This window comes from Yersinia enterocolitica (genome assembly GCA_002082245.2).
In the GTDB taxonomy this organism is placed as follows: Bacteria; Pseudomonadota; Gammaproteobacteria; order Enterobacterales; family Enterobacteriaceae; genus Yersinia; species Yersinia enterocolitica_E.
Window position 1 is genome coordinate 1,048,654 of record NBTC02000002.1, and the last position, 12,855, is coordinate 1,061,508.

A 12,855-nucleotide genomic window follows, 5' to 3' on the forward strand; every position below is an offset into this window, starting at 1 on the left:
TGCTACTCCTCAGCGATCTTTCGGATCGAGGGCATCACGCAAGCCATCGCCGATAAAGTTGAAACAGAACAAGGTCACTACCAGAAAACCGGCAGGGAACATCAGCAACCATGGCGACACTTCCATGGAGTTGGCGCCATCACTTAGCAATGCGCCCCAACTACTCAAGGGTTCTTGGGTGCCTAAGCCGAGGAAACTCAGGAAAGATTCAAACAAAATCATACTGGGAACCAGTAAAGAAGCGTACACCACCACCACACCCAACACGTTCGGAACGATATGACGCAATACGATATTACGTGTGGAAACACCGCCCACCAATGCGGCCTCAATAAACTCTTTCCGTTTCAAACTTAATGTTTGTCCACGAACAATACGCGCCATATCCAGCCAGGACACCATACCGATCGCCACAAATATCAATAGAATATTCTGGCCAAAGAAGGTCACTAACAGAATAACGAAGAACATGAAGGGGAATGAGTTAAGAATCTCCAACAGGCGCATCATCAGTGAATCGACTTTCCCGCCGAGATAGCCCGATAAAGAGCCATACAAGGTGCCGACAACCACAGCAACCAACGCCGCAGCCACCCCCACCATCAATGAGATCCGACCACCAATAGCAACACGAACCAACAGATCCCGACCAGAAGAGTCAGTACCGAAGTAGTGCCCAGACTCAATATTCGGGGCGGCTGACATCATGCCCCAGTCCGTGTCTGAATAAGTAAACTGCGCTAACATCGGCGCCAAAATAACAAATAGGGTAATTAACATTAGGATCACCAAACTGGTGATCGCCGCGCGGTTATGAACAAAACGACGGCGGGCATCCTGCCAAAGGCTGCGCCCTTCAACTTCCAGTTTTTCACTGAAAACTTCCAGAGCTTCGCTATTTTTATTGCTCAACATAATTGGCGTGCTCCAGTGCTAGTAACGGATTTTAGGATCGATAACGGCATACAGCACGTCAACAATCGCATTGAATAAAATAGTCAAAGCGCCGACTAAAATGGTCAAACTCAGCACCAAAGAGTAATCGCGGTTTAACGCTCCGTTGACAAACAACTGACCAATGCCCGGCAAACCAAAGATGGTCTCAATAACCATCGAACCGGTGATAATCCCTACAAACGCAGGTCCCATATAGGATAAAACAGGCAACAACGCCGGTTTTAATGCATGGCGTAATACGATGGTCCGCAGTGGTAATCCCTTCGCTCGCGCCGTACGGATAAAGTTAGAGTGAAGAACCTCAATCATTGAGCCACGGGTAATACGTGCAATGCTGGCGATATAAGCCAACGACAGCGCGACCATCGGCAAAATGATAAACTTCGGCGCTCCGCCATTCCAACCACCACCCGGTAACCATTTCAATATAATGGCAAAAACCAACACTAATAAGGGGGCGACCACAAAACTCGGGATGACCACCCCAGTCATGGCAAAGCCCATTACCGTATAATCCCATTTGGTATTTTGATTCAGTGCCGCAATGACCCCAGCACTAACTCCTAATACTACTGCGAGTAAAAATGCTGCAAAACCAAGCTTCGCAGAGACGGGAAACGATGCAGACACCAGATCGTTCACAGTGTAATCTTTATATTTAAACGAAGGCCCAAGATCGCCATGCGCAAGTTGACCCAAGTAGTTGAAATACTGTTTATAAACCGGGTCGTTGAGGTGATATTTTGCCTCAATATTGGCCATAACTTCAGGAGGAAGATTACGCTCGCCAGTAAACGGACTTCCTGGGGCGAGACGCATCATAAAAAATGAAATGGTTATCAAAATAAAAAGTGTCGGAATCGCTTCCAGACAGCGGCGTAGAATAAATTTTAACATTGCCTGTACCTTTAGCCTCTTACTGCGACTTTATATTATCAACGCAATAAGGGCAGCACGCTAATTCAGCTGCTGCCCTTAATATATTAGTGCTTGATAATATAAAGATCTTTTACGTGCATATTATCCAGTGGGTCTTTACCGGTATATCCACCGACATAAGGTTTCACTAAGCGGGCATTCACATAGTAGAACAACGGCACAATAGCAGAATCTTTATCCAGCAATACCTCAGCTTGTTGATACAAACCGGCACGCTCTTTTTCAGATTTTACTTTCAGCGTATCTTGGATCAACTTATCAAAGGCTGGGCTCTTATAATGCACCGTGTTATTGCTGCTGTCAGATAGCATCATGTTCAGGAATGACGACGGTTCGTTATAGTCAGCACACCAGCCAGCACGCGCTACATCGAAAGTGCCTTGATGGCGGGTATCAAGGAAGGTTTTCCATTCCTGATTTTCCAGCTTAACGTCAACACCCAGATTTTTCTTCCAAATAGATGCTGCCGCAATAGCCAATTTTTTGTGTAGATCAGATGTGTTATACAACAGGTTAAATTTCAGTGGTTTATCTTGTGTGTAGCCAGCGTCAGCCAGCAACTTCTTAGCCACTTCATTACGTTTTTCCTGGGTCCAGCCAAACCATTCTGGTGGGGTCAATTCTGCACCGCTGGTGTACGGAGGCGTAAAGCCATAGGCAGGTAAATCACCTTGGTTTTTCACTTTGTTCACGATGATATCGCGATCCATACCCAGTTTCAGTGCTTCACGAACACGTGCATCGGTGAATGGCGCTTTTTGGTTATTGATTTCGTAATAATAGGTGCACAGATACGGGTCAACATGAACTTCTTGTGGGATCTCTTTTTTAAGTTTCTGGAATAATTCAATCGGCATGTTGTTATAGGTCATGTCGATCTCGCCGCTGCGGTAGCGGTTAACATCAGTCACTTCAGAAGAGATTGGCAGGTAAGTAACCTGATTGATAACTGTTTTCGCATTATCCCAATAGGTTGGGCTGCGTTCTAACACAATACGTTCGTTAACGGTCCAATCTTTTAACTTATAGGCACCATTACCGACAAAATTCTGTGGCTGAGTCCACTTCTCACCAAACTTCTCAACCACAGTTTTATTAACTGGAGACATGGATGGATGAGCTAACAGTTTATCTAAATAAGGAACAGGTTCGGTCAACGTGACTTCCAAAGTATGGTCATCTAACGCTTTTACACCCAAGGTATCAGGTGATTTTTTGCCGGTAATAATATCGTCGATATTCGCGATATGGGCATATTGTACATAACTCGCATACGGAGAAACTGTTTTAGGGTCCGCCAGACGTTGCCAGCTATAAACGAAATCATGTGCTGTTACAGGGTCACCATTTGACCATTTAGCATCTTTACGCAGATGGAAAGTCCAAACTTTAAAGTCTTTGTTATCCCAACTTTCAGCGACACCAGGCAGAATCTTGCCGTTTGGATCGTTAATAACCAACCCTTCCAATAAATCGCGCGAAATATTGGATTCAGGCACACCTTCAATTTTATGCGGATCCAGTGACTGAGGTTCGGAACCATTATTGCGAACTAAAACCTGTTTCTCGGCCAGTTGTACACCTGCCGGCACATTGGCGGCAAAGGCAGTTCCCACAGCCATCATACCCATAGCAGCAGCGATACCTGCGGCCAGGAAAGTTTTCTTTGTGATGTTGGTCATGCTGATATCTACTCCAGATTTTATTATTGCGTCGCTCAGAGACTGAGCAAGCTTCACCTTTAAAAGGTATCTTTAAATCACATTGCGCGGGGAACGAACCCGGCCATGTAATGCCCTATATGTATTAGCATCAGACTAAAATCGGTACTGTGCTATACATCCCTATTACCTTGTCTGTCTCTTATTTGCTGTCATGCCACCGCGATTTTCGCTTGTGAACAATTGACATATAAGTCTGTTTTGCTGCGATAAACTTTTATAACTTAATATTTACTGCAACTTACGCATATAAAGATTTTTTAAATCCACTAAATCTTGTGGGTCTTTACCGGTAAATCCGCCGACAGTTGGCCGAATAAGTCGAACACTGACTCGATAATAGACCGGCACCATTGCAGAATCTTTATCCAATAAGTTCTCTGCCTGTTGATATAAAGCAGCGCGCGCCTCGACACTCGAAGTCGTCAGCGTTTTAGCTAACAGCGCATCGAATGCTGGATTTTTATAGAAGAAAGTATTATTGCTGCTATCCGATAGCAGCATATTCAGAAAAGCGGTCGGCTCATTGTAGTCACCACACCATGTTGCTCTGGCAACATCAAATTGCCCTTGATGGCGGCTTTCTAGAGAGGTTTTCCATTCTTGATTCTGCAAGGTAACGGTAGAACCCAAGTTTTTCTGCCACATAGAGGCAGCGGCAATCGCCTGCTGCTTATTTTGATCTGAGGTGTTATAAAGCAACGTAAACTTTAATGGATTTTGGGCATTGAAACCGGCCTCGGCAAGCACTCTTTTCGCCTCTGCATTGCGTTGTTCTTGAGTCCAGTTGGCCCATTCTGGCAATGCGAAATTACCCCCTGCGGTAAATGTCGGGGTAAAGCCATAGGCAGGGATCTGCCCTTGCCCCATAATTTTAGTCGCAATAATGTCGCGATCCAGCGTTAATTTAATTGCCGTTCTCACTCTGACGTCAGTGAATGGTGCTTTTTTATTATTAATTTCGTAATAGAAAGTACAGAGGTATGGGCTGATATGAACCTGCGATGGCAGATCCTTTTTCATTTTGGCAAATAAATTCGGGGGAATGGCACTGTTAGTCATATCGATTTCGCCGCTGCGATAGCGATTAATATCACTGACTTCTGACGTTATCGGTAAAAAAGTCGCCTTATTGATGACCGTTTCGTTGTTATTCCAGTAAGTCGGGCTACGCTCCAGCACAATCCGCTCATTAACCACCCATTCTTTTAACTGAAAAGCGCCATTACCGATAAAATTTTGTGGTAGAGTCCATTTATCACCATACTTTTCAACAGCCTCACGCTTAACCGGCTTCATCGAGGTGTGAGATAACATGCTGATAAAATAAGGAACCGGTTCCGTTAGCGTCACTTGCAAGGTTTTGCTATCTAATGCCTTAACACCTAATTCATCCGGTTTTTTGGTCCCTTTCAATACCTCGTCAACATTCTCAATTTGGGCATACTGCAAATAACTGGCATAAGGTGAACCCACTTTAGGGCTAGCCAAACGCTGCCAACTATAGACAAAATCCTGAGCAGTGACCGGAGTTCCATCACTCCACACGGCGTTATCTCGCAAATGGAAGGTCCAGACTTTATAACCGTCATTATCCCAGCGTATGGCAACTGCCGGAATTATATGCCCATTAGCATCATTGCTCACCAGACCTTCTAATAAATTCAGAATAATATTGGTTTCAGGAATGCCTTCAACCTTATGCGGGTCTAATGAGGCAACCTCGGAACCATTATTAATGGTAATACTCTGATCTATCACTAATGCCACACTGGCCGGAACTGCCGCCGCCATTGATACAGCCGAAAATGACAAACCCAGAATAGCGCCAATTATTGCCAGTGGTGGTTGCTTAAACTTTATTTGCATTTCAAACCGCCCTTTTACGAGATTTCGTGATGTTTTTCTCAAGGTTTACGTCAATCTGCTGCCCACAACGACTAGCAATAACTATTCCAAAAATCAAAATTCGGTTTAGTTTCATTAAAAAACAAGAAATCTCTTGTCGGGAAGTTGTCCGAAAACTAACAGAACCCGAAATCTGACGCCAATAAATTTTACAGAAATGTTAAGCAATTCTCTTTTCTACAGAGTAACTAACGATATTACCTATCTTAATTAGTCGCCTAAGAAATAATCATCTATATGATTTAGCTCAAAAAAAATCATTTAAAATTTAAATTCACAGCAAAAAAAATGTCAAAAAAGCCGTTCTAGAAACATAAAGTTAACATTAGCACTAATACCAGAATAAACACCTACTGATTACAGAGTAATCACTAATAACACCTAGATAAATTCCGCACAAGCCCTACAGAATGATGTGAGCATTTTAACAACAAATAGCGTATTTAGTTTACTCTGAGGGTCACTGAATGATTTATTAAAGATGAGTAAATAAGCCTTAAGCCAAATTATCTTTATAGAGATAGCATTATTGCAGCATTTAAGTGCAATAGATTAAATTACATACATATTCTGCACTAAAATAATGCTTAGATATTTAAATACCAGGCTGAAAAACAGCAAAGGTCACCCGTAATAATACCGGTGACCTACATACCGTGGGATATGGGGATAGATTAAAGTAATCCGGGGAAAATCGCTTTGATACCGGTGACAATAAACTCGATGCCTAATGCCATCAGCAACAACCCCATAATACGCGTTATAACGTTAATACCGGTTTGCCCTAACAGCCGAACCAGCAGCGGAGCCGCCCGGAATAGCAACCAGCAACAGAACGCAAACAAGGCCACAGCCACCGTCAAGCCTAACAAATTCTGCCAGCTGTGATAGCGGGAACTCCAAACAATTGTTGAACTGATGGCACCTGGCCCTGCCATCAGGGGCAATGCGAGTGGCACAACACCGATACTTTCACGGACCGCCGTTTCGGTTTTTTCCTGCTTGTTCTGCTTATCCTCACCGAGTTTGCCGCTGATCATCGACATCGCAATGCTGACGACCAGAATCCCACCGGCAATACGGAATGAGTCGATGGAAATACCAAAAATTTTCAGAATGGCATCCCCCAAGAACAAGGATATCCACAAGATAATCGCCACTGACAGGTTAGCTGTCAGGTTAGTTTTATCCCGCCCAGCCGCTGCCTGATAGCTGGTCATACTGATAAATACCGGCAATATACCTACCGGGTTTACCAGTGCAAATAAGCCAACAAAAAACTTGATGTAACCTGAAAGGTCCAACAATGATTGACTCACACATCACTCCGCGCAATAGCTGATAAAAACGTCACAGATAACAGGCCATTATAATTTAATGCCCCAAGACAACACACCTTATGGCCCGTGCCTGGAAAATTCGCGACAAAAATAATGTCGCAACCATGCAGAATGGCACCTGCATTATTCAAGCCTCTGACCACAGTTCTTTTCACTAAAAATCACCCTTAGGGCGCTCTTCTACAGATGTGCGCGCTAATGTAATGGAATTAGTCATAGGAATCTATGTAATAAAACAGCATTTATACAAGGTAAATTTTTACCGTTTAAAATGATAACTCTTGTTAATGTCCTGTGGTGTTAATGAAGCTTTAACGTCATGAATTATCAATTTATTCATGTTAATGATAATTACTCTCAACAAATAATTGCTGAATGGTGTCAGCTTGACGATTTTGTGATTTAAATCACGAAAAACATACCTAAGAATAGTTAAGCTCTGAGCAGTGGTAGAGAGTAAGTTCACTGAGAAACAGAGTATAAAGGTTGAAAATGATATTTTCCCCCTCATCTTATTCTTAGTGGAACAAAAGCTCTTTCAGTAAATCATCGGTAAAAAATGGGAAAGTAAGCTATAAAACTAGCTCTATTTGACCTTACGGCATACTAGAGCCTGACTATACTAGTTGCTTCAACAGCTCATTTACTAAAAGAGTTTAACATTATCAGGAGAGCATTATGGCTGTAACGAATGTCGCTGAACTTAACGAGCTAGTAGCACGCGTCAAGAAAGCCCAGCGCGAGTATGCCAACTTTACTCAAGAGCAGGTTGATAAAATCTTCCGTGCCGCAGCTCTGGCTGCAGCGGATGCCCGTATTCCCCTGGCCAAGCTGGCGGTAGAGGAATCAGGTATGGGTATTGTTGAAGATAAAGTGATCAAGAATCACTTTGCTTCTGAATACATCTACAATGCCTACAAAGATGAAAAAACTTGTGGCATTTTAGAAGAAGATAAAACCTTCGGTACAATTACTATCGCTGAACCTATTGGTTTAATCTGCGGTATCGTGCCAACAACTAACCCGACTTCTACCGCTATCTTCAAGGCATTAATTAGCCTTAAAACGCGTAACGGTATCGTATTCTCTCCACATCCACGTGCTAAAGACGCAACCAATAAAGCTGCAGATATCGTGCTTCAAGCCGCTATTGCCGCAGGTGCGCCAGCAGATATTATTGGTTGGATTGATGCGCCAACAGTTGAGTTGTCTAACCAACTGATGCACCACCCTGACATTAACCTGATTCTGGCAACCGGTGGCCCAGGCATGGTTAAAGCAGCTTATAGCTCAGGTAAACCGGCTATCGGTGTTGGTGCAGGTAACACTCCTGTTGTGGTTGACGAAACCGCTGATATTAAACGTGTTGTTGCATCTATCTTGATGTCAAAAACCTTTGATAATGGTGTGATTTGTGCCTCTGAACAATCTATCATCGTGGTTGATTCAGCTTACGACGCAGTTCGCGAGCGCTTCTCTTCCCATGGTGGCTACCTGTTACAAGGTAAAGAGCTGAAAGCAGTTCAGGATATCATTCTGAAAAATGGTGGTTTAAACGCCGCTATCGTTGGTCAGCCAGCAACTAAAATTGCTGAAATGGCTGGCATTAAAGTTCCTAGCAACACCAAAATTCTTATCGGTGAAGTTAAGGTTGTTGACGAGTCAGAACCATTTGCTCACGAAAAACTGTCGCCTACTTTAGCGATGTATCGTGCGAAGAATTTTGAAGACGCAGTTGATAAAGCGGAAAAACTGGTAGAAATGGGGGGTATCGGCCATACATCTTGCCTGTATACCGACCAGGATAACCAACCTGCACGCGTTAAGTATTTCGGCGATAAAATGAAAACCGCCCGAATTCTAATCAACACCCCTGCCTCTCATGGTGGTATCGGTGACCTGTACAACTTCAAAGTGGCGCCATCTCTGACGCTAGGTTGTGGTTCATGGGGTGGTAACTCCATCTCTGAAAACGTTGGGCCGAAACACTTGATCAACAAGAAAACTGTGGCTAAGCGAGCAGAAAACATGTTGTGGCATAAACTACCGAAATCTATTTACTTCCGTCGTGGCTCTCTGCCTATCGCGTTGGAAGAAGTGGCAACTGACGGTGCAAAACGTGCCTTCATCGTGACTGACCGCTATCTGTTCAACAACGGTTATGCCGATCAAATCACCAGCGTGTTGAAATCTCACGGTATCGAGACTGAAGTCTTCTTCGAAGTAGAAGCGGACCCTACCCTGAGCATCGTGCGCAAAGGTGCCGAGCAGATGAACTCCTTCAAACCAGACGTGATCATTGCGCTGGGTGGTGGTTCACCGATGGATGCAGCCAAAATCATGTGGGTCATGTACGAACACCCTGAAACCCACTTCGAAGAATTGGCACTACGCTTTATGGATATCCGTAAACGTATTTACAAGTTCCCGAAAATGGGTGTGAAAGCGAAAATGATCGCGGTAACCACCACATCAGGTACCGGTTCAGAAGTGACACCATTTGCGGTAGTTACCGACGATGCAACAGGCCAGAAATACCCATTAGCTGACTACGCATTGACTCCAGACATGGCAATCGTTGATGCCAACCTGGTCATGAATATGCCTAAGTCTTTATGTGCCTTCGGTGGTCTGGACGCAGTAACTCATGCTCTGGAAGCTTATGTTTCTGTATTGGCGAATGAATATTCTGACGGCCAGGCTCTGCAAGCGCTGAAACTGCTGAAAGAATTCCTGCCAGCCAGCTACAATGAAGGTGCTAAAAACCCAGTGGCTCGTGAGCGTGTACATAATGCCGCAACCATCGCGGGTATCGCTTTTGCTAACGCCTTCTTGGGTGTCTGCCACTCAATGGCCCATAAACTGGGTTCTGAGTTCCATATCCCGCATGGCTTAGCCAACGCCATGTTGATTTCTAACGTTATTCGCTATAACGCGAATGACAACCCAACTAAGCAGACTGCTTTCAGCCAATATGACCGCCCACAAGCGCGCCGTCGTTATGCTGAAGTTGCAGATCATCTGGGTCTGAGTGCTCCGGGCGACCGTACTGCACAGAAAATTCAGAAACTGCTGACTTGGTTAGATGAAATCAAAGCAGAGTTGGGTATCCCAGCATCAATTCGTGAAGCTGGCGTTCAAGAAGCTGATTTCTTAGCTAAAGTAGACAAACTGTCTGAAGATGCATTTGATGACCAGTGTACCGGTGCTAACCCACGTTACCCACTGATCTCTGAGTTGAAACAGATTTTGATGGATACTTATTACGGCCGCGAATTTAGCGAAGAACTTGACCGTGAAGAAGTTGCTGTTACAGCAGCTCCTGCACCAAAAACTGAAAAGAAAGCCAAGAAATAATAGTAATCTTAATGTGTAACCCCCATTTATAGCTGGGGGTTACACAACAGAAGATATAGCCCCCAATTGCCATTGCTGTTGGGGGTTTCTTTTTATAAGCACACTTAAAAACATTTGGTATATAACCGCTCAAATCGCCATAGTCCGTTCCTACGGACCACGCATCTAATCCCCGGACTAATCTCAATACGGCTTGCCACATCGCCACCAACCCCTGCTATACCCAAGCTAATGCGTTATAACGTCATCCCCCGAATCGGCTATTGATTAAGGAGACATTAGGATCAACATCGTGTCTTTTATTAATTTTGTAAGATTGTAGAAAATGTGGCGATAAAGCCAAAATAATGACCCAGTCCAGGATATAACGTTAAACCAAGGCTTTTCATCCCGCATAAATACGAGGGATAAAGCTGTATGGCTTAATATGGCGTAAACTCAGCAAAAGGTTGGTTACCCCACAGCTTCAATAAGAAATCCCGTGAGGCATCCTTGGTGGACAATGAGTATCTAGGAAGGATTTTGGAGAGAAGCCGCTTTAATCGCCTCTTTATAATGGCGGCGACAAACAGAAACGTAGCTTTCGTTACCACCAATAACGACTTGTTCGCCGTCATGCACAGCTCTGCCTTGTTCGTCTAACCGCAGCACCATGTTTGCTTTGCGGCCACAATGACAAATTGTTTTCAGTTCAACCAATTTGTCAGCCCACGACAACAAATATTTGCTACCGGGAAATAGTTCGCCGAGAAAATCGGTACGCAAACCGTAACACAATACCGGGATATGCAGTTCATCCACCACCTGACACAATCGCTGAACTTGCTCTTTGGTCAAAAATTGGCATTCATCTAGCAAGATACAATGAACAGGCTTTTCCTGATGCTCAGTGGCAATAATGGATAATAGTGAAGTTCCACTATTATAAAGCAGCGCCTGTGAGGACAGGCCAATACGCGAACTGACAGTCCCGACACCAAAGCGATTATCTATCTCTGCTGTAAACACCAAGGTACGCATGCCCCGCTCTTGGTAGTTATAAGAAGACTGCAACAGCGCGGTGGATTTCCCTGCATTCATCGCAGAGTAATAAAAATAAAGTTGAGCCATGGGCCCGTAACTCCAGTGGTATAATAAATGGTCACAATGACAACGAGTATCAAGTTTATCATAAATTCAGACTTAACGAGGAGCAGACTACTTCTCTATATTACTGTTTTCTATATTAAGTAATGGTAGCGTTAATGTAGCTGCCGACACTTTCATTTGAAGCACCTTGCTATTATTAGGTACATTACATGACCAATCTCACAATATTGATACAGCGAACGTATGCTGCTTGAACATTAACCAGATTAGGTGAGTGGGATAGCAATAGGGTCGGATAGGATGTACCGCGATTGGTTCATTAATGATACAAGTAATGTATTACCATGGTTAATTGGTAAAATAGTGATAACAAATATTGTCAGAACCTGACAAAACCAATACAGCATGCTTTTCCCTTACTCAATCTTTCATCGTAGCTATATCAATATCGCACTTTTTGCATGATCAGTTATTGCACACGCTAGCACGATAAGTCGTCTATTTTTGCTTTATTGATATAAAGCAAACTTATAACTTAGTGAGAAAATCATGTTTTCGCGTAGGGTCATTAGCGAGCAAAATGAACTTTTACGTTAAAAACACTACGGAGAATAACAAACCGCCATCGCTTATTAGTAGCAAGCAGCAACTTTTCGCTAATAAAATACGTAAATTCGAGGATGCTAATCAAATTGTCTATTGCAGAAATTAAAATAGCACTCTATTATTATCCAGACGCCCCCCCACCAATTATAATTTGAGACCAGGACAATGAGCGAAGCGTTAAAGATTCTTAACAACATCCGTACTCTGCGTGCACAAGCGCGTGAATGCACTCTTGAAACTTTAGAAGAAATGCTGGAGAAGCTTGAAGTGGTCGTTAACGAACGCCGCGAAGAAGATTCTCAAGTACAAGCTGAAATTGAAGAACGCACACGTAAATTGAGCCAATACCGTGAAATGCTTATTGCAGACGGTATTGATCCAAATGAACTGCTGCAAACTATGAGTGCAACTAAAGCTACAACTAAAGCTAAGCGTGCTGCACGCCCAGCTAAATATAAGTATGTAGACGAGAATGGCGAAACTAAAACCTGGACAGGCCAAGGCCGTACTCCAGCAGTGATTAAGAAAGCCATTGAAGACGAAGGTAAATCACTGGATGATTTCCTGCTGTAATAGTATTAGTTAATTTACTATTATGATAAAAGTACCCTCCTATTATACGGGGGGTATTTTTTTACCTCCCTCTTGCCCTGCAATCATAGTTGAAATCCTTATCAATACGGCTGTTGAATTAACATACAATTGCCAAGGAGCACCTAACCTAAACATATCGCATTCGATAAATACCCCTTAGTTATCACTGTGCTTGTAAATCTATAAGAATGCTCTGCTAATTTATAACAATACAATAATCGATATAACTGACTAAATTTCCCATAATATTGTGATATATGAGAATCTTGGAGTGAAAGAGTTGTGTCACCCCCGCCCTACGGCATGAAGATTGAGCACAAAACAGAAACTAATTAAGTTTTGTA

Annotated in this window: 10 protein-coding genes and 1 pseudogene; 3 read left to right on the top strand and 8 right to left on the bottom strand. The window is 43.4% G+C overall.

Translation table 11 applies throughout. The features are described 5' to 3' along the window. Window positions 1-9 precede the first annotated feature (9 nt). The 7 genes from A6J66_006165 to A6J66_006195 form a co-directional block, all read right to left on the bottom strand. Window positions 10-918, bottom strand: a complete 909-nt coding sequence (locus tag A6J66_006165; GenBank protein PNM23824.1) for an oligopeptide ABC transporter permease OppC — start codon at window positions 916-918, stop codon at window positions 10-12. Between the two features lie 15 nt (window positions 919-933). Beyond that, complete coding sequence (locus tag A6J66_006170; GenBank protein ID PNM23825.1) at window positions 934-1,854, bottom strand: oligopeptide ABC transporter permease OppB; 921 nt, start codon at window positions 1,852-1,854, stop codon at window positions 934-936. Between the two features lie 86 nt (window positions 1,855-1,940). Continuing rightward, entirely contained in the window at window positions 1,941-3,578 is a 1,638-nt protein-coding gene (locus A6J66_006175; GenBank protein PNM23826.1) for an oligopeptide ABC transporter substrate-binding protein OppA, read from the bottom strand. Window positions 3,579-3,848: 270 nt separating this feature from the next. Next, entirely contained in the window at window positions 3,849-5,486 is a 1,638-nt protein-coding gene (locus tag A6J66_006180; GenBank protein PNM23827.1) for an oligopeptide ABC transporter substrate-binding protein OppA, read from the bottom strand. A gap of 713 nt (window positions 5,487-6,199) precedes the next feature. Next, window positions 6,200-6,844 (bottom strand): MarC family protein, encoded by a 645-nt coding sequence (locus A6J66_006185; GenBank protein ID PNM23828.1) that lies wholly within the window; start codon window positions 6,842-6,844, stop codon window positions 6,200-6,202. Continuing rightward, the gene (locus tag A6J66_006190; protein PNM23829.1) at window positions 6,841-7,020 is read right to left on the bottom strand and encodes a hypothetical protein; all 180 of its coding nucleotides are present in this window, start codon (window positions 7,018-7,020) and stop codon (window positions 6,841-6,843) included. Before A6J66_006190 ends, A6J66_006185 begins: the two co-directional genes overlap by 4 nt. A 104-nt stretch (window positions 7,021-7,124) precedes the next feature. After that, window positions 7,125-7,376, bottom strand: coding sequence for a hypothetical protein (locus A6J66_006195; GenBank protein PNM23830.1), 252 nt, complete (start codon window positions 7,374-7,376; stop codon window positions 7,125-7,127). Window positions 7,377-7,543: 167 nt separating this feature from the next. On the opposite strand from A6J66_006195, the gene A6J66_006200 reads away from it, so the two are divergent. Then, window positions 7,544-10,222, top strand: coding sequence for a bifunctional acetaldehyde-CoA/alcohol dehydrogenase (locus A6J66_006200; protein ID PNM23831.1), 2,679 nt, complete (start codon window positions 7,544-7,546; stop codon window positions 10,220-10,222). 510 nt (window positions 10,223-10,732) lie between these two features. Here the strand turns inward: A6J66_006200 and A6J66_006205 are convergent. After that, a complete protein-coding gene (locus tag A6J66_006205; GenBank protein PNM23832.1) occupies window positions 10,733-11,332 on the bottom strand; it encodes a thymidine kinase in 600 nt (199 codons plus the stop codon). On the opposite strand from A6J66_006205, the pseudogene A6J66_006210 reads away from it, so the two are divergent. Both A6J66_006210 and A6J66_006215 read left to right on the top strand, forming a co-directional pair. Continuing rightward, window positions 11,293-11,572, top strand: a pseudogene (locus tag A6J66_006210) (hypothetical protein). The gene A6J66_006205 and the pseudogene A6J66_006210 overlap by 40 nt on opposite strands. A 510-nt stretch (window positions 11,573-12,082) precedes the next feature. After that, window positions 12,083-12,490: a DNA-binding transcriptional regulator H-NS gene (locus A6J66_006215; protein PNM23833.1), complete on the top strand. Its 408-nt coding sequence runs from the start codon at window positions 12,083-12,085 to the stop codon at window positions 12,488-12,490. Window positions 12,491-12,855: the final 365 nt, after the last annotated feature.